This is a genomic window from Lysinibacillus sp. fls2-241-R2A-57 (genome assembly GCF_030209535.1).
GTDB lineage: Bacteria > Bacillota > Bacilli > Bacillales_A > Planococcaceae > Lysinibacillus.
The window spans coordinates 11805-29669 of record NZ_JARVRU010000055.1 but is presented as its reverse complement, the minus strand read 5'-3'; the positions used below and the strand labels follow the sequence as shown (position 1 = coordinate 29669).

17 protein-coding genes are annotated in these 17865 nt (G+C 39.6%); 15 read left to right on the top strand and 2 right to left on the bottom strand.

Annotated elements, in window-relative coordinates:
• Positions 1 to 30 precede the first annotated feature (30 nt).
• The 6 genes from purM to QRN68_RS11680 all read left to right on the top strand — a co-directional run bounded on the left by purM (position 31) and on the right by QRN68_RS11680 (position 5119).
• Complete coding sequence (purM, locus tag QRN68_RS11705) at positions 31 to 1086, top strand: phosphoribosylformylglycinamidine cyclo-ligase (protein WP_285397061.1); 1056 nt, start codon at positions 31 to 33, stop codon at positions 1084 to 1086.
• Positions 1086 to 1655, top strand: a complete 570-nt coding sequence (gene purN, locus QRN68_RS11700; RefSeq protein ID WP_285397060.1) for a phosphoribosylglycinamide formyltransferase — start codon at positions 1086 to 1088, stop codon at positions 1653 to 1655. The genes purM and purN overlap by 1 nt, the downstream gene beginning before the upstream one ends.
• Before the next feature lie 179 nt (positions 1656 to 1834).
• Entirely contained in the window at positions 1835 to 2002 is a 168-nt protein-coding gene (locus QRN68_RS11695) for a hypothetical protein (RefSeq protein WP_285397058.1), read from the top strand.
• 12 nt (positions 2003 to 2014) lie between these two features.
• The gene (purH, locus tag QRN68_RS11690) at positions 2015 to 3541 is read left to right on the top strand and encodes a bifunctional phosphoribosylaminoimidazolecarboxamide formyltransferase/IMP cyclohydrolase (RefSeq protein ID WP_285397057.1); all 1527 of its coding nucleotides are present in this window, start codon (positions 2015 to 2017) and stop codon (positions 3539 to 3541) included.
• Positions 3542 to 3616: 75 nt separating this feature from the next.
• A complete protein-coding gene (gene purD / locus QRN68_RS11685) occupies positions 3617 to 4873 on the top strand; it encodes a phosphoribosylamine--glycine ligase (RefSeq protein ID WP_285397056.1) in 1257 nt (418 codons plus the stop codon).
• A gap of 78 nt (positions 4874 to 4951) precedes the next feature.
• Entirely contained in the window at positions 4952 to 5119 is a 168-nt protein-coding gene (locus QRN68_RS11680) for a hypothetical protein (RefSeq protein WP_285397055.1), read from the top strand.
• A 102-nt stretch (positions 5120 to 5221) separates the two neighbouring features.
• On the opposite strand, the gene QRN68_RS11675 is transcribed toward QRN68_RS11680, so the two are convergent.
• Positions 5222 to 5680 (bottom strand): YgaP-like transmembrane domain, encoded by a 459-nt coding sequence (locus QRN68_RS11675; RefSeq protein WP_285397054.1) that lies wholly within the window; start codon positions 5678 to 5680, stop codon positions 5222 to 5224.
• Positions 5681 to 5874: 194 nt separating this feature from the next.
• Between QRN68_RS11675 and QRN68_RS11670 the strand changes: the two genes are divergently transcribed.
• From QRN68_RS11670 to QRN68_RS11640, 7 genes are all read left to right on the top strand, one after another.
• Complete coding sequence (locus QRN68_RS11670) at positions 5875 to 7596, top strand: adenine deaminase C-terminal domain-containing protein (protein WP_285397053.1); 1722 nt, start codon at positions 5875 to 5877, stop codon at positions 7594 to 7596.
• A gap of 44 nt (positions 7597 to 7640) precedes the next feature.
• Positions 7641 to 8696 (top strand): DUF3048 domain-containing protein, encoded by a 1056-nt coding sequence (locus QRN68_RS11665; RefSeq protein ID WP_285397052.1) that lies wholly within the window; start codon positions 7641 to 7643, stop codon positions 8694 to 8696.
• A 15-nt stretch (positions 8697 to 8711) separates the two neighbouring features.
• Positions 8712 to 9032 (top strand): YerC/YecD family TrpR-related protein, encoded by a 321-nt coding sequence (locus tag QRN68_RS11660; RefSeq protein ID WP_004225717.1) that lies wholly within the window; start codon positions 8712 to 8714, stop codon positions 9030 to 9032.
• Positions 9033 to 9142: 110 nt separating this feature from the next.
• Entirely contained in the window at positions 9143 to 9832 is a 690-nt protein-coding gene (pcrB, locus tag QRN68_RS11655) for a heptaprenylglyceryl phosphate synthase (protein WP_285397051.1), read from the top strand.
• 32 nt (positions 9833 to 9864) lie between these two features.
• On the top strand, positions 9865 to 12117 hold the full coding sequence (gene pcrA, locus QRN68_RS11650) for a DNA helicase PcrA (protein WP_285397050.1): 2253 nt from the start codon (positions 9865 to 9867) through the stop codon (positions 12115 to 12117).
• Between the two features lie 14 nt (positions 12118 to 12131).
• Entirely contained in the window at positions 12132 to 14138 is a 2007-nt protein-coding gene (gene ligA, locus QRN68_RS11645) for an NAD-dependent DNA ligase LigA (RefSeq protein ID WP_285397049.1), read from the top strand.
• Positions 14139 to 14298: 160 nt separating this feature from the next.
• A complete protein-coding gene (locus tag QRN68_RS11640) occupies positions 14299 to 15432 on the top strand; it encodes a CamS family sex pheromone protein (RefSeq protein WP_285397048.1) in 1134 nt (377 codons plus the stop codon).
• Positions 15433 to 15454: 22 nt separating this feature from the next.
• Here QRN68_RS11640 and QRN68_RS11635 read toward each other — a convergent pair whose 3' ends face one another.
• The gene (locus QRN68_RS11635; RefSeq protein WP_285397047.1) at positions 15455 to 15886 is read right to left on the bottom strand and encodes a hypothetical protein; all 432 of its coding nucleotides are present in this window, start codon (positions 15884 to 15886) and stop codon (positions 15455 to 15457) included.
• A 203-nt stretch (positions 15887 to 16089) separates the two neighbouring features.
• Between QRN68_RS11635 and gatC the strand changes: the two genes are divergently transcribed.
• Together gatC and gatA are read left to right on the top strand one after the other, a co-directional pair.
• Positions 16090 to 16377, top strand: a complete 288-nt coding sequence (gene gatC, locus QRN68_RS11630) for an Asp-tRNA(Asn)/Glu-tRNA(Gln) amidotransferase subunit GatC (RefSeq protein ID WP_010857153.1) — start codon at positions 16090 to 16092, stop codon at positions 16375 to 16377.
• A gap of 24 nt (positions 16378 to 16401) precedes the next feature.
• Positions 16402 to 17865, top strand: coding sequence for an Asp-tRNA(Asn)/Glu-tRNA(Gln) amidotransferase subunit GatA (gatA, locus tag QRN68_RS11625; protein WP_285397046.1), 1464 nt, complete (start codon positions 16402 to 16404; stop codon positions 17863 to 17865).

The following is a 17865-nucleotide window of genomic DNA, read 5'->3' as shown; positions in this document are numbered from 1 at the left end:
GGCGATTTGGATGATAAGGAGGAACTCTGCGTGTCAAAAGCATATGAACAAGCAGGTGTAAATATTGAAGCGGGCTATGAAGCCGTAAAACGAATGAAGTCTCACGTTGAACGTACAAACCGTCTAGGTGTGATGGGCACGTTTGGTGGCTTTGGTGGTATGTTTGACTTGTCAGAACTAAATCTTAAGGAACCTGTTCTTATTTCAGGTACAGATGGTGTTGGGACAAAGCTAAAGCTAGCATTTATGGTGGACAAGCATGACACGATTGGTGTGGACTGTGTAGCGATGTGTGTCAATGATATTGTAGCGCAAGGTGCTGAACCCCTTTACTTTTTAGACTATGTAGCTCTTGGAAAGGCAGAGCCAGCGAAAATTGAACAAATTGTTAAAGGCGTTGCGGATGGCTGTGTGCAATCTGGTGCGGCATTAATCGGTGGTGAAACTGCAGAGATGCCTGGTCTTTACGAAGAGGATGAATATGATTTAGCTGGTTTTGCAGTAGGAGCTTGTGAAAAATCAGCAATCGTAACAGGTGAGAAAATAGTAGAAGGTGACGTGCTTGTTGGTATTGCTTCAAGTGGTGTGCATTCAAACGGTTACTCATTAGTACGAAAAATTGTCTTTGCTGATAATCATTACGCTGTTGATGCGATTGTTGAAGGCTACGAGGATCTTGGTCCTATCGGGGAAGCCTTGTTAGTGCCAACAAAACTATATGCGAAACCTGTGCTGGCAGCTTTAAAGGCAGCGGATGTTCATGGCTGTGCACATGTAACGGGCGGTGGTTTTTATGAAAACCTACCACGTATGATGCCAGAAGGTTTAGCGACAGAGATTGACTTAGGATCTTGGCCTGTCTTACGTATTTTTGAGTTTTTAAAAGAAAAAGGACAGTTAGAGGACAAGGATTTATATAATGTCTTTAACATGGGCATTGGCTTTGTTTTAGCTGTACCTGCAGCTGAAGTAGATAAAGTACTTGCTACAGTAGAAGCAAATGGTGAAAAAGCATATAAAATCGGTCGCGTTGTGAAAGGCGATGGTGTTGTATTCAATGGCTCACATGATGGGAGCTTAGTGTAATGACTGCACCAACTAAAATTGCCGTTTTTGCTTCAGGCAGCGGTAGTAATTTTCAGGCCATTCAAGAGGCTATTGAACGTGGCGAACTTAATGCAAAGGTTGAACTTGTTGTGACAGATAAGCCTGGCGCATTTGTAGTTACACGTGCTGAAAACTTTAATATTCCAGTGCTAGCTTTAAGTCCAAAAGAGTTTGCTTCAAAAGCAGATTATGAGACTGCTATTATCGAGGCTCTTCATGAATGTAATGTGGAATGGATTGTGCTTGCAGGTTATATGCGATTAATTAGTGAAGTATTACTAACGGCATATCCACAGCGCATTGTGAATATTCATCCTTCATTATTACCAGCTTTCCCTGGTAAGGACGCCATTGGTCAAGCGATGGAACATGGCGTCAAGGTAACAGGTGTAACTGTGCATTTTGTAGATGAAGGTATGGACACAGGCCCTATTATTGCTCAAGCAGCAGTGTCTGTTGTTGATGGTGATCGTGAGGCGACAGAAGCGGCAGTTCATAGGGAAGAGCATGTACTCTATACAAAAGCTTTAGAGCAACTATTAAAGTAATAGATTGATCAGAGAGTTAGGTATTGCCTAATCAAAACCTAACTCTGCCCGACCAATAATAGTAAGACATATTCGTGGCTAACACGATAAAATTGGTTCATCACCAAAAGATGTGGATGACTTTTGTTAAAACGTCTACTATGTAAATAAGTTGATTGGAGTGGAGGCTGGGCGACTCCTTGGGGATCAGCGTCACAGATGAGACCCTGGAGCGAGCAAAGCGAGTGAAGCGGCTCAACGGACGCCCCCAGGAAGCTCTGCTCTGCGCGAAAGCGAAGCGTCAGCGGCAAAGCGCCCAGACGGAACGGAAATCAACTACACGTTATGGTGATGATTCTAAAAATTAGGAGGATTTCGTTGTGACAAAACGTGCATTAATCAGTGTTTCCAATAAAGATGGTATTTTAGAATTTGCAAGAGAATTAGTAGCATTAGGTTATGAAATTTTATCAACTGGTGGTACGAAAAAAATGTTACAAGACAATAATGTTGCCGTAACAGCAGTCGATGAAGTAACTAAATTCCCTGAAATTTTAGATGGTCGTGTAAAAACGTTAAATCCAATGATTCACGGTGGACTATTAGGAAAGTTTGACGATGCGTCTCATCAAGCACAAATGAATGAGCATGGAATTGAGCCAATTGAGATTGTTTGTGTCAATCTTTACCCGTTCGTTGAAACAATTTCAAAGCCTAATGTAACGTGGGATGATGCGATTGAAAATATTGATATCGGTGGTCCAACAATGTTACGTTCTGCAGCAAAAAACCATCAATATGTAACGGTAATTGTGGATAGCAATGACTATGCGAACGTATTAGAGGAACTTAAAGCTAATGGTACAACGACAATTGAAACACGTCGTAAGCTAGCTGCAAAAGTTTTCCGTCACACAGCTGCGTATGATTCATATATATCAAACTACTTAACAGAAGAAGAGTTCCCTGAGAGCTTAACGATGACATATGAATTAAAACAGAACTTACGCTATGGAGAAAATCCTCATCAAAAAGCCGCTTTCTATCAAAAACGTCTTGGCTCTGAATTCTCATTAGCTTATGCAACGCAACTACATGGTAAAGAGTTATCATACAACAATATTCAAGACGGGAATGCAGCATTGCAAATTGTAAAAGAGTTTGAAATGCCTGCAGCAGTAGCTGTAAAGCATATGAACCCTTGTGGTGTTGGTACAGGTACAACATTAGAAGAAGCGTTTGATAAAGCATACGAAGCAGATCCAACGTCTATTTTCGGTGGCATTATTGCTTTAAATATGGAAGTAGATGCAGCAACTGCTGAAAAATTAAGCCATATCTTTTTAGAAATTATTATTGCAACATCCTTCTCTCAGGAAGCACTTGATATTTTAATGAAGAAGAAAAATATTCGCTTATTAACAATTCCTTTTGAGCAAGCGAAACAAGATCAATTTAATGTTGTTTCAGTAGAGGGTGGTCTTCTTGTACAAGAACCAGATCGCTACGGATTTGCCAATGCAGATATTAAAGTAGTGACAGACCGTGAACCGACAGCACAAGAATGGGAAGCATTACAACTTGGCTGGGCAGTTGTGAAGCACGTTAAATCTAATGCAATCGTTGTGACAGATTCTCAAATGACTTTAGGTGTTGGTGCTGGTCAAATGAACCGAGTTGGAGCGGCTAAAATTGCGTTTGAGCAAGCGGGTGAAAAAGCTAAAGGTGCAGCACTTGCATCAGATGCATTCTTCCCTATGAGCGATACAGTAGAAGCAGCGGCAGCGGCAGGCATTACAGCAATTATTCAACCAGGCGGCTCTATTAAAGATCAGGATTCAATCGATAAAGCAAATGAGTACGGTATTGCAATGGTATTCACTGGCGTACGTCATTTCAAACACTAATTAGAACATGTTAAACACTAAGACCGAGATGTTGGTTCATCTCGGTCTTACTTACAAATAGGAGGATTCCCTAAAATGAACGTATTAGTAATTGGAAGCGGCGGTCGTGAGCATGCTATCGCCAAACAATTTAGTATTTCACCATCTGTCGATAAAGTATTTGTAGCGCCTGGTAATGATGGTATGAGAGGCGATGCAGAAATCGTTGCTATTGATACAATGGATTTTGCAGGTCTAGCACAATTTGCGAAAGAAAATGCAGTAGATTTAACTTTTGTTGGGCCAGAGCAACCACTTGCTGAAGGAATCGTGGATTTCTTTAATAGTCGTGGCTTACGAGTATTTGGTCCAACAAAGGCAGCAGCACAAATCGAAAGCAGTAAATCATACGCTAAGGATATTATGAATAAATATCATATCCCAACAGCAGCCCATGAAACGTTCACTGAAGCAGATAAGGCTATAGCCTATATTAAAGAGCAAGGTGCACCGATCGTTATCAAGGCAGACGGTTTGGCAGCTGGTAAAGGTGTAGTTGTAGCAATGACGGAAGATGAAGCAATTGAAGCTGTAGAGGATATGATTGGTAACCAACGTTTTGGTGAGTCCTCTTCTCGTGTTGTCATTGAAGAATTTTTGGACGGGGAAGAATTCTCCTTTATGTCATTTGTCCATAAAGGTCAGATTTATCCAATGGTGATTGCTCAAGACCATAAACGTGCTTATGATGGTGATAAAGGTCCAAACACAGGTGGTATGGGAGCTTATTCACCGGTACCTCAAATCTCACAAGAAGTAGTAGATGTTGCGTATAAGACGATTGTTGAACCAACCGTGAAAGGTATGGAGGCAGATGATGTATCGTTTACAGGGATACTATATGCAGGATTGATTTTAACGAAAAATGGCCCAAAGGTGATTGAGTTTAATGCACGCTTTGGAGATCCAGAAACACAAGTAGTTTTACCACGTATGGCATCTGACTTTGGTGAATTTATGATGGCATTAATGGATGAAAAGCCATTTGATCTGCAATGGTCTGAAGAAGCAATGCTTGGAGTAGTTATTGCTGCAGAAGGCTATCCAGGGGACGTTGAAAAAGGCAATACATTACCTAACTTAGAGGCTCTATCAGCTTCACATGCAGTATTCCATGCAGGTACAAAACTTGTTGATGGAAATTTTGTCGGTAATGGCGGTCGAGTATTATTAGTTGGAGCAAAAGCCTCAACTTTAAAGGAAGCGCAAGAAAAAGTATACGCAGGTATTGCAACTGAAGATTGGAACAATTTCTTCTACCGTAAAGATATTGGCTGGCGTACGTTTAAGTAGTAGACGTGTCGACTTCGGAAATATAAGTTGTTTATAGGTGCCCTTTTTAGTTGATTGTAGTGGAGGCTGAGCGACTCCTTGGGGATTAGTGTTACAGATGAGACCCTGCAGCGAAGCGGATGTTTTCTGTGCGAAAGCGAAGCGTCAGCGGCAAATGTTTTATCTGTGCGACAGCGGCAAAGCGCCCAGTCGGAACGGAAATCAACCCTACACTATGGTCATGGGCTTATGAAAATGCGCACCTAAATTAAATATTTAATCATGCTGTGAAACTTCTTATTGTTTTCAAACGTATGAATTATAAGGGAAAGAGCCGTCTCAAAAATACAGTTGAGACGGCTCCTTTGACTAAGAAGGATTTTGTGCTTTACTTGTAGAATTTTTACTGTCTGAGGAAGTTTGAGCAGAAGTGGAGTCAGATTGCTTTGAAGCAGTTGCAGTTGATTCTGACGTATTTCCAGTTATAGCAGAGGAGAAATCCTTCATGAGTTTATTGATTTGTTCAGATGACATAGAATTTTGGCCACTGAGCATACTTTGCATAGAGCTATTATTGCTATTATTGCTGTTATTGCTGGTGTTGCTGTTGTTGTTCATAGCGCTATGCATTGTACAGCCCATTAAGGCTTTAGTTGGGCAATATTTAAAGATGCCCTCAGCCATTTTCATGGCACCTAATGCAATCATCAATCGACCTGTCGTACAATTAGGATTTCTTGAGACTTTAGCGATACCAAATGCCGTCATACTTGTACCCATGGCAAAGCGACAGAAGGCATTTTTTTCACTTAAATTAGTTTCGTGCATTATCATATTTCCTCCTTTAGTCATTGTGGGAAAAATAAAGCGGGGTGCACTTTGCTTTATGAAAGTGCTGTGTTACGATTGGAACAAGATGATTGCATAAAGCACTAATTTAAGTGTTTATGCAGTAGTAGTATGTGATTTCGCGTCAGATTTACACAATGAAATTTTACGCAATTTAGGAAGGAGAGAATAGAATGGATCCAGTATGGAAAATTACTGAATTACGTCAACAATTGGCTGTAATTGATGGCAAAAAAGCACCGGATATTGTGTTGAAAAATGCACGTTATTTACATAGCATGCTTAAACAGTGGGTAGTAGGGAACATTTGGATTTTGGGAGACCGTATTGTCTATGCTGGTGATAGAATGCCTCCGTTAGTAGAAGGGACAGAAGTGGTCGATTGTACGAATAAAACGATTGTACCAGGATATATTGAACCGCATGTTCATCCATTCCAGTTATATCATCCACAATCTTTTGCTGATTTTTGTGGACAGTTAGGAACTACAACTTTTATTTCTGATAATTTAGGCTTCGTTTTATCTTTAGAAAATAAGAAAGCGTTTTCAATTTTAGACGATTTGAAAGAGCTACCGTTTTCATTTTACTGGTGGACACGTTTTGATTCGCAAACTGAAATGGAACAGGAGGGAGAAATTTTCTCCAATACGTCCATTTTAGAATGGTTAGAACGAGATGATGTTTTACTTGGAGGAGAATTAACGGGCTGGCCAAGGTTGTTACGTGGAGATGACCAAATGCTATATCGTATGCAAATGGCTAAGGGCTTCGGAAAAAAAGTAGAAGGGCACTTCCCAGGAGCATCAGAAAGAACTTTAGCACGTATGAAGTTACTTGGTGCAGATGGTGATCATGAAGCTATGACGGTGGAAGAAGTGGAGCGACGTATTATGCAAGGATATGCTGTAACGCTACGTCATTCTGCAATACGTCCAGATTTACCAAACCTATTAAAGGGAATCGTCGAAAAAGAGCTACCTATTTTTGACCATTTAATGATGACAACAGATGGCTCGCCACCTTCATTCCATGAGGATGGTGTGATGGATAAATGTATTCAGGTAGCCTTAGATGCTGGTGTAGCACCAATAGATGCCTATCAAATGGCCTCTTATAATGTGGCTCGCTATTATAATATGTCTAACCTACATGGCTTTATCGCAACTGGTCGATTTGCTTCTCTAAACATTTTACAAGATGAATGGCATCCTGTTCCTGAGAGCGTCCTATCAAAAGGAGTTTGGTTAAAACGAGATGGAGAGCAAGTGCAGAGGCTTGCTGCAATTGATTATTCAGCGTTTCCTGAATTTAATTTAGATTTTTCGTTAACGTCACATGATTTTCAATTCTCGATGCCATTTGGAATTGAGCTAGTAAATGATGTTATTACGAAACCATATAACTCACTAATTACTAGAGAAGGGCAGCTTGCAGATCATGATGAATGCTATTTAATGCTCATCAATAAAGACGGTAATTGGCATGTTAATACGATGGTTAAAGGCTTTGCTACTAGTATTCAAGGCTTTGCCTCCTCTTATTCGAATACAGGCGACATTTTACTTATCGGAAAAAATAAAGACGATATGATAAAAGCCTTTGAAGAAATGAAGGCCATGCGAGGTGGGATCGTCCTTGTTGAAAAAGGAGAAGTCATAGCTACTGTACCATTGACTATTGGTGGTATTTTATATGATGGCGATGTTAAGGAGCTAACAGAAAAAGAGAAGACTTTAAAACAAGCATTAGCAGAACGTGGTTACCACTTAGGAGACGCAATTTATTCTTTATTCTTTTTACAATCTACTCATTTACCATATATCCGTATAACACCAAAAGGGATTTTTGATGTTATGAAGAATAAGTTATTATTACCAGCAGTTATGCGCTAGTCGAAGTTTTCTATAGCGTCTATGGATAAAGGAGAGTAATGCTTGTGCTTAAATCGAAGAAACTATTTATCGCTATGGCTTTTAGTACCTTATTGATAGGGGGATGTTCAAAGGATTCGTCGGAAGTGAAAGAAGACGATACGAAAAAGGCTGATGAAGAACCAGCTGTTGAAGAGACTATAAAAGAAGAGACGAATTTTGCTCCATTGACAGGTGAGGCTGTTAAAGAAGAAATCACACAACGCCCAATTATTGTTACTATTAATAATCATCCAGCAGCACGTCCACAATCAGGTATAGGTGCAGCAGATATTATTTACGAAATGTTAGCAGAAGGCAATGTAACTCGTCTTTTAGCGGTCTATCAAAGTGAACTGCCAGAAAAGGTAGGACCTGTCCGCAGTGCTCGATCTTATTTTGTTGATCTTGCAAAAGGCTACGATGCATTTTACGTAGCACATGGCTATAGCCCAGAGGCAAAATCCTTGCTTAGTAATAATGTAGTCGACAATATAAATGGTATGGATTATGATGGTACACTTTTTAAACGTTCAAAAGAACGTGTTGCTCCACATAACTCGTATATTACGTCTGAAAATATAGTAAATGGAGCTGAAAAAGTGGGCGCTTCAATGATTTACCGTGAAAAAGTAAATCAGGCTTTTTATGAACCCGATGAACGTGGTAAAATAGGCAATGAAACAAGTCAAATTGACATTTACTACGGAAATAGTGAATATTTCCATAATTCATATGTGTATGATCATGAAAGTAATCGTTATGGACGACAATCGGCTGGCGTTGACACAAAGGATATGTTAACAGACGAATCATTAGCATTGGCAAATGTTCTATTTTTTGAAATGAAACATCAAACTATTGATAATGAGGGACGCCAAGAAATTGATTTAACTTCTGGTGGAAATGCGTATGTATTTCAAAATGGCTATATGAGAGAAGTCAAATGGGCTAATATTGATGGAATACCGATGGCTGTAGAAGAGTCTGGGGAGCTTGTAAAGCTAGTACCAGGGAAGTCTTGGGTACATTTCGTACCATCTTCACCAGGGTTACAAGCAATGGTGAAAACACAGCCTTAAAGGGAGGGAAATTGCATGCAAATCGAAAAAATTCGAGGGCATCAAACAGATCAATTATTTAAAGCAGTGTTAGAGCTGAAAGACATCGAAGAATGCTATAAGTTTTTTGATGATTTATGTACGATTAGTGAGATTCAATCGCTGGCACAACGCTTTGAGGTTGCACATTTACTACGTTTAAAGAAAACCTACGAATCCATTAAAAAGGAAACAGGTGCAAGTACAGCAACTATTTCACGTGTACGTCGTTGCTTTGATTATGGGAACGATACATATGATGAAATGTTAGGTCGTTTGTATCCAGATGAAAAGCCGTTTCAAGCACCAAAAGAATAGTAGGTAAAGAGGCTGGGTAGAGGTTCTGCTCAGCCTTTTTCATTTTTTTGTCGACAGTCATAAGCTATACTTGTAAACGAATAGATAGAAAATGATAGGTGGTAAAATAGATGGATTATTTAGAATGGAGACATGTGTTCAAGCTAGACCCAGCTAAAGATATTTCAGATGAGGCACTAGAAAGAATTTGTGAATCAGGTACAGATGTTATTATAGTTGGCGGAACAGACGGTGTAACTTTAGATGGTGTATTAGATTTGCTTGTGCGTGTAAGACGCTTTGAAGTACCGATAGCGCTTGAAATTTCTGCGATTGATTCGGTAACACCAGGCTATGACTATTATTTCATTCCAACCGTGTTAAATAGCGATGATCCAAAGTGGATTAAAAATTTACATCATGAAGCCATTAAGGAATATGGAGATATTATGGTGTGGGATGAATTAGTTGCTGAAGGTTATTGTATTTTAAACCCGGCCTGTAAAGTAGCAGAAGTAACGAATGCGAAAACGGATTTATCAATTGATGATGTTGTTGCCTACGCACGAATGGCAGAAAATTTCTTTAGATTACCTGTATTTTATATAGAGTATAGCGGTACTTATGGTGATATGGAGGTTGTAAGTGCTGTAAAAAATGAACTGAAAAATACGCGACTGTTTTACGGTGGTGGCATTACATCTGCTAAGCAGGCAGCGGAAATGGCGAAATACGCAGATACCGTAGTGGTTGGTAATATTATTTACGAAGATTTAAAAGCTGCACTTGCGACTGTTAAGGCTGTAAAAAATAATATATAATTTAAGAACAAATGTTTGTAAGGTGGTGCGAAATGGAGCAGTTAACGAAAAATTTATTAGCAGGTATGAACCCTGAGCAGGAAAATGCGGTAAAAACAACTGAAGGACCGCTTCTCATTATGGCGGGTGCTGGATCGGGGAAAACGCGTGTATTAACACATCGTATTGCATATTTAGTAATCGAAAAAGAAGTATATCCATCAAAGATTTTAGCAATCACATTTACAAATAAAGCGGCCCGTGAAATGAGAGAGCGTATAGATGGCATTCTCGGTAACGGAACTGGTGATAGTATGTGGGTGTCAACATTCCACTCGATGTGTGTACGTATTTTACGACGTAATATTGATCAGCTTGGGATATCACGTAACTTTTCAATTTTAGATTCCACCGATCAGCTATCAGTTGTCAAAAATGTTATGAAGGATGAAAATATTGACACGAAGCGTTTTGAGCCACGTGCCATTTTAAATGCGATTAGTTCAGCAAAAAACGAATGTATAGCTGCGGACGATTATGCAGGTCAAATCAATGAAAATAATCCTTACGAAAAAACGATTGCCCGTGTTTATAAAGGTTATGAAAAAAGACTACGCCGCAATCAATCCCTCGATTTCGATGATTTAATTATGACAACTATTACATTGTTCAAGCGTGTACCAGAAGTGCTTGAATATTATCAAAATAAATTCCAATACATTCATGTAGATGAGTATCAAGATACGAACAAATCCCAATATTTACTAGTTCAGATGCTTGCTAAAAAATTTAAAAATATTTGTGTTGTAGGGGATTCAGACCAATCGATCTATCGTTGGCGTGGTGCGGACATTGGTAATATTCTGTCATTCGAAAAAGATTATCCAAATGCTAAGGCCATTATGCTTGAGCAAAATTATCGTTCGACAAAACGCATCCTACAAGCGGCAAATGACGTCATTCAAAATAATACAACACGTTATCCAAAAGAACTGCGTACAGAAAATGCAGAAGGTGAAAAAATCGTATTGTACAAAGCGTATAACGAGCAAGAGGAAGCACAATTTGTTGTACAAACAATCCAACAGCATATTCAAAAAGAAAATCGTTCATTTGATGACTTTGCGATACTCTATCGTACAAATGCTCAGTCTCGTGTGATGGAGGAAGTGCTTGTTAAGTCCAATATGGCTTATCAAATAGTTGGTGGTACTAAGTTCTATGATCGTAAAGAGATTAAGGATTTACTTGCCTACTTGCGCCTAATTGCCAATAATGATGATGATTTATCGCTCGCACGTATTATTAATGAACCAAAACGTAGTATTGGTGCTACTTCCTTTGAAAAAATGGCGCGCTATGCGATTGAACAAGATCGCTCTATTTTTGATGCCATGAATGATCTTGTGTTCATGGGGCTTACAGGGAAGGCTGCTAATTCAGCTGAGCAATTTTATGCGATGATTAAAGGTTTTACAGAGATGCAAGAGTATTTATCGGTGACAGAAATTGTAGAGCAGGTTATTGACAAATCTGGTTATCGTGCAATGCTACAAAACGAAAAGACGATTGAAGCAGAAAGCCGCTTAGAAAATATTGAAGAGTTTTTATCAGTAACTAAGGCTTTTGAAGAGCGTAGTGAGGACAAGAGCTTAGTTGCCTTTTTAACAGATTTAGCGCTAATTGCAGATATTGATGCACTTGATAAAGAGGATGCATCGAAGGGCAACATTATTTTAATGACGATGCATGCCGCAAAGGGCTTAGAATTCCCAATTGTCTTTATCATCGGAATGGAGGAAAATATCTTCCCGCATTCTCGTTCACTTGATGATATGGATGAAATGGAGGAAGAACGTCGCCTTTGTTATGTGGGCATAACGCGCGCAGAGGAACGTTTATATTTAACGAGTGCACAAAGTCGTACGATTTTTGGTCGTTCAAGCTATAACAATGCATCACGCTTTTTACGTGAAATTTCGGAGGATATTACAGAATCAATATCCAAAGGCGGTGCGAAGCCTGAAGTTCCGTTTGCTACTAGTAACCGTTCGGCAGGAGGCTATCAAAAACGTACACTTGGAGCGGTTCAGAAAACACAATCTGCGACATCTCGTTTACAAACAACTGGTGGAGATCAATATGGCTGGAAGGCCGGTGATAAGGCAATCCATAAAAAATGGGGAACAGGTATGGTTGTCAGTGTAAAAGGTGAGGGTGATAGTACAGAGCTAGATATCGCCTTTCCACAGCCTATTGGCATTAAACGATTACTGGCACAATTTGCACCTATTGAAAAAGCGTAAGCGGAGGAACTTAAATGAACGAAATAGAACAGCGTATCGTTGAGTTAAATAAATTGTTACATGAATATGGCCATGCCTATTATGTGTTAGATAAACCTGTCGTAGCCGATAGTGTTTATGACCAACTATTACATGAACTTATTGCATTAGAGGAAGCAAATCCGTCACTAATTTATCCAGACTCACCGACTCAGCGTGTTGGAGGAGCGGTGGTAGAAGGTTTTAAAAAAGTGACACATGATTATCCTATGCTAAGTCTATCAAATGCTTTTAATGAAGAAGATTTGCGTGAATTTGACCGTAAAGTGCGTCAAGCGATCGGTGATAACTTTTCCTATGTTTGCGAGCTGAAAATAGATGGTCTTGCCATTTCTTTAAAATACGAAAATGGCGTTTTTGTACAAGGGGCAACGCGAGGAGACGGAGTTGTAGGAGAAGATATTACAACAAACTTAAAAACGATTCGAGCAATACCTCTTCGATTGAAGGAGCCTATCACAATTGAAGTTCGTGGTGAGGCGTATATGCCTAAAAAATCATTTGAAAAATTAAATGCTCAACGTGTTGAAAATGGTGAAGAGTTATTTGCCAATCCGCGTAATGCGGCTGCTGGCTCTTTACGTCAGTTAGACCCTAAAATAGCAGCGAGTCGTCAGCTATCAACCTTTATTTATGCGATTGGGGGAGATGGTGAGGCTTATGGTATCGATGGTCATGCAGAGATGCTCGATTATTTGGAAGGACTAGACTTCCCTTCAAATAAAGAGCGTCAACGCTGTTCAACGATAGAGGAGGTACTAGCCTTTATCGACAAATGGACTGAAAATCGTCCAAATTTAGCCTATGAAATTGACGGCATTGTCATTAAGGTGGACCGCTATGCACAGCAGGATGAACTTGGTTATACGGCAAAGAGTCCACGTTGGGCAATTGCCTATAAATTCCCTGCTGAAGAAGTAGTCACAACATTACTTGATATTGATTTAACAGTAGGGCGTACAGGGGTTGTTACACCAACTGCCATTTTAGCACCTGTTCAAGTGGCAGGTACGACTGTTCAACGTGCATCGTTACACAATGAGGATTTAATTCGAGATAAAGATATTCGACTAGGAGATACAGTCATTATCCGTAAAGCTGGAGACATAATTCCACAAGTTGTAGGTGTAATACTAGAGCAGCGCCCTGAGGACTCGGTTCCATACGTAATGCCTGAAAATTGTCCTGTTTGTGATAGCGAACTTATTCGTATTGAAGGTGAAGTGGCATTGCGTTGTGTAAATCCTGCATGTTTTGCACAAATTGCGGAGAGCATTAAATATTTTGTCTCACGTAATGCAATGAATATTGATGGTCTTGGTGATAAGGTCGTTGAGCAATTATTACGTGCAGATTTAATTCATGATGTCTCTGATTTATATCACTTAACAGAAGAACGACTTGTTGAGCTTGAGCGTATGGGAGAAAAATCTGCAACGAATTTAGTAAATGCTATTCAGGCCTCCAAGGAAAATTCGATGGAGCGTTTACTAATTGGACTAGGTATACGACATGTTGGGGAAAAAGCAGCGAAAATCGTTTCCGAGGAATTTGGAACGATGGAAGCGGTTATGGCAGCAACAGAGGAGCAACTGGTAGCAATCCATGAGATTGGTGATAAGATGGCTTCCTCGCTTGTCGAGTATTTTTTAAACGAGGATGCACGTGCAGTCATTGGTCGCCTTGCTGAAGTAGGCGTCAATATGACGTATAAAGGTAAAAAGATAGAGGTAGCTGTAGGGGATAATCCTTTTGCAGGTAAAACAATCGTATTAACTGGTAAACTTGAGCAATTGACACGTAACGAAGCAAAGGCGAAAATAGAAGAGTTAGGTGGTATTGTTACAGGCAGTGTCAGCAAAAAAACTGACCTTGTCATTGCGGGAGCAGAAGCGGGTTCTAAACTAACAAAAGCCGAGCAATTAGGTATTGAAGTTTGGAATGAAGACAGCCTGATTGAACAACTTAACCTCGTCCAATAATATTTTAAGATGAAAAAATAGACTTTAGCTGATTCCAGTGAAACAGCTAAAGTCTTGACGAATTGTCCTAGCTGTTTAGGAGGAAAACAGGAGTTTTTCAAAATTCTGTTCACAGATTCGTCAAGCAGAAAATGAAAATCAGTAAAGGAGTATTAAAATAATGAAGTCATTTCGACTCATTCCAGCAATTGTCGCTGCTGCAATGCTAGTCGGCTGTGTGCCTACTAAAGAGAAGGACACAGAGCTAACAAAGGAGACGCAACAGGAGAAAGCGGAAACAACGATTATTCCAAGCTATAAGATTGATGATTCTTACTATAGAACGCTAACTCCTTATAAAAAAAGTGCTAGCAGAGGATTAGTAGTTTCAAATATTTTTACAAAATATGATATGAAGGAAGTAGAAACAGGTTTAATGCGTCTTTCTCAAAACGAGTTTGATACAGAAGACTACTACTTCCAGGAAGGGCAATATTTAGCGGAAAGTACAGTGACCGAGTGGCTGAAGCGCAGTTCACAAGGTAAGGAGGGGTTAAATCCTCCAACGACGGACTCAATGCCTGCAGAGGAACGTGCGAAGAAAGCCCCAATCTATTTATCACATATTGTTGAGCAAAATTATTTAACAAAAACAGATGATGATAAAGTGAAATTAGGCGGTATTTCGATAGGACTTGCCTTAAATTCTATTTACTATTATCAAAAAGAAAAGTATGGGGAGTACTATGAGGAACCAATTCCAGAGGCTAAGCTTATTGAGGAAGGAAAGAAGATGGCTGCGGAAATTGTGTCCCGCTTAAGAACTCGTGATGAATTGAAAGATGTACCGATTGTAGTAGGTTTGTTTAAGCAGAAAGCTCGCAATGACATTGTTCCAGGAACGTATTTTAGCTATGGCGTAGCAAAAGCTGGAGAAAACGATATTGCTGATTGGAAAGCTATTGATGAAGAGTATGTACTGTACCCAACGGCTGAATCAGAGGATGTATATCGAGATGTTAGCAATAACTTTAAGAATTTCAAACAAGATGTAGATAAATATTTTTCTAACTATACTAGTGTGGTAGGAACAGGTTTCTATCAAAATAAAAAAATTCAAAAGCTAACGATTGAAATCCCAATCCAATTCTTCGGTAAGGCTGAAATTACTGGCTTTACTCAATATTTAACAGGTGTTCTAATCAATCAATTTGATAATATTAACGTTGAAGTAAGTGTTACCTCGATGAACGGTCCAGAGGCACTAATCATTAAAAAAGCCAACGAAAAGGAACCACTCGTCCATATATACTAAAATATAGTCAGCCTCGTGCTGACTATATTTTTTTGGGTGCAGAAGAAATGAAAAAAGTCGAAGCGACGGATAGAACTATCAAAGCGACGGATAAAAGAGCTGAAGTGACGGGTAGAACTATCGAAGCGACGGATAAAAGAGCTGAAGTGACGGATAGAATCGTCGAAGCGACGGATAAAAGAGCTGAAGTGACGGATAGAATTATCAAAGCGATGGATAAAAGAGCTGAAGTGACGGATAGAATTATCGAAGCGACGGATAGAAGAGCTGAAGTGACGGATAGAACTATCGAAGTGACGGATAAAAGAGCTGAAGTGACGGATAGAACTATCAAAGCGACGGATAGAAGAGCTGAAGCGACGGATAGAACTATCAAAGTGACAGATAGAACGTCATATTCGTATTTCGAGATCTTCCAACTTGTCGCAGGAGCACATTGATGCGGATCTTGCATTGCCGTGGAAAGCAAGTCTTATAAAGCTGAGAACAGTCACTAGAGACAACACTTCGTCATAGTAGTGAAAGTTTCTATATTTTTGGTGAAAGTTGTGATTTTTAATATGAAAAATGTTATGATTATTTGCATGGTTAAGTTTATTCAACCCTATTGTTATCGATAAAAACAATGAATTGAATGAGTATTCGGAGGTGTGAAAAATGGCAAAATTAACAAAAGAAGAAGTTAAGCACGTTGCAAATTTAGCGCGTCTTGCAATTACAGAAGAGGAAGCAGAGAAATTTGCTGAGCAGCTTGGGAAAATTACAGACTTCGCAGAGCAATTAAATGAGTTAGATACAACGAATGTTGAACCGACAACTCATGTTTTACCACTAGTAAACGTAATGCGTGAAGATGTGGCAACAAAAGGCTTAGACCGTGAAGTAATGATGTTAAACGTAAAAGAACAAGAAGATGGTCAAGTAAAAGTACCAGCTATCATGTAATACTAAAACATAGGAGGATTCCTCATGACGTTATTTGAACGTTCAGCAAAGGAGCTACAAGCTGATATTAAAGCGGGTAACCTAACAATCGCTGATTTAACAAAAGAAGCATACGAACGTGTGGCGAAGCTTGACGGAGATGTACAAGCTTTCCTTGCTTCAAACGAAGAAAAAGCAACTGCACAAGCAGCTGAAATGGACAAAGTGCCATTTGAAGAGCGTGGACCACTTTTCGGTCTACCTATCGGTGTAAAAGACAACATCGTTACAGAAGGCTTAGAAACAACTTGTGCTTCTAAAATTCTAGAAGGCTTTATGCCAATCTATGATGCAACAGTAGTTAACAAACTACGTGAAGCAGGTATGGTTACTATCGGTAAATTAAACATGGACGAGTTTGCAATGGGTTCTTCAAACGAAAACTCATACTATAAAACAACAAAAAATCCATGGAACTTAAACCACGTACCAGGTGGATCTTCAGGTGCGTCTGCAGCAGCAGTAGCAGCAGGTGAAGTACCATTCTCACTTGGTTCTGATACAGGTGGTTCAATCCGTCAACCAGCAGCTTATTGCGGTGTTGTAGGGATGAAGCCTACATATGGTCGTGTATCGCGCTTTGGTTTAGTGGCATTTGCATCTTCTTTAGATCAAATCGGGCCTATTACACGTAATGTTGAAGACAACGCTCTATTACTTGAAGCAATTGCAGGTTTAGATGCAAACGATTCAACTTCAGCAGACGTAGAAGTACCAAACTACGTAGCAGCCCTTACAGGTGACGTAAAAGGCTTACGTATCGCCGTGCCAAAAGAATTCCTTGGTGAAGGTGTTGGCGAAGCAGCACGTCAATCAGTGCTTGAAGCATTAGAAGTATTAAAAGGCTTAGGTGCTACAGTGGAAGAAGTATCACTTCCTCACTCGAAATACGCACTTGCAGCTTACTATATCCTGTCTTCTTCTGAAGCGTCCTCTAACCTATCTCGTTTTGATGGTATCCGCTATGGTTTCCGCGCAGAAAACGTTAATAACTTAATGGACCTTTATAAAGAAACACGTGCACAAGGCTTTGGTGATGAAGTAAAACGTCGTATCATGCTTGGTACTTACTCACTAAGTGCAGGTACGTATGATGCTTACTACAAAAAAGCTCAACAAGCACGTACACTGATCAAAGCAGACTACGACAAAGTATTCGAAGACTTTGACGTAATCATTGGACCAACTTCTCCTACACCAGCATTTAAAATTGGTGAAAACGTCGATGATCCAATGACGATGTATGCGAACGATATTTTAACGATTCCAATGAACCTAGCTGGTGTACCAGCCATCTCAATCCCATGTGGTTTTGAAAATGGACTGCCACTAGGCTTACAAATTATCGGTAAATATTTCGACGAAGCAACAATTTACCGTGTAGCTCATGCTTTTGAACAAGCAACGGAGTTCCATAAACAAGTTCCTCAAATTTGGGAGGGAAAATAA

Coding starts and splice junctions, on each gene's coding strand:
- purD (WP_285397056.1), top strand. CDS start 3,617: ATGAACGTATTAGTAATTGGAAGCGGCGGTCGTGAGCATGCTATCGCC.
- QRN68_RS11660 (WP_004225717.1), top strand. CDS start 8,712: ATGCAAATCGAAAAAATTCGAGGGCATCAAACAGATCAATTATTTAAA.
- gatA (WP_285397046.1), top strand. CDS start 16,402: ATGACGTTATTTGAACGTTCAGCAAAGGAGCTACAAGCTGATATTAAA.
- QRN68_RS11635 (WP_285397047.1), bottom strand. CDS start 15,886: ATGCAAGATCCGCATCAATGTGCTCCTGCGACAAGTTGGAAGATCTCG.
- pcrB (WP_285397051.1), top strand. CDS start 9,143: ATGGATTATTTAGAATGGAGACATGTGTTCAAGCTAGACCCAGCTAAA.
- gatC (WP_010857153.1), top strand. CDS start 16,090: ATGGCAAAATTAACAAAAGAAGAAGTTAAGCACGTTGCAAATTTAGCG.
- QRN68_RS11670 (WP_285397053.1), top strand. CDS start 5,875: ATGGATCCAGTATGGAAAATTACTGAATTACGTCAACAATTGGCTGTA.
- pcrA (WP_285397050.1), top strand. CDS start 9,865: ATGGAGCAGTTAACGAAAAATTTATTAGCAGGTATGAACCCTGAGCAG.
- ligA (WP_285397049.1), top strand. CDS start 12,132: ATGAACGAAATAGAACAGCGTATCGTTGAGTTAAATAAATTGTTACAT.
- QRN68_RS11640 (WP_285397048.1), top strand. CDS start 14,299: ATGAAGTCATTTCGACTCATTCCAGCAATTGTCGCTGCTGCAATGCTA.
- QRN68_RS11675 (WP_285397054.1), bottom strand. CDS start 5,680: ATGCACGAAACTAATTTAAGTGAAAAAAATGCCTTCTGTCGCTTTGCC.
- purN (WP_285397060.1), top strand. CDS start 1,086: ATGACTGCACCAACTAAAATTGCCGTTTTTGCTTCAGGCAGCGGTAGT.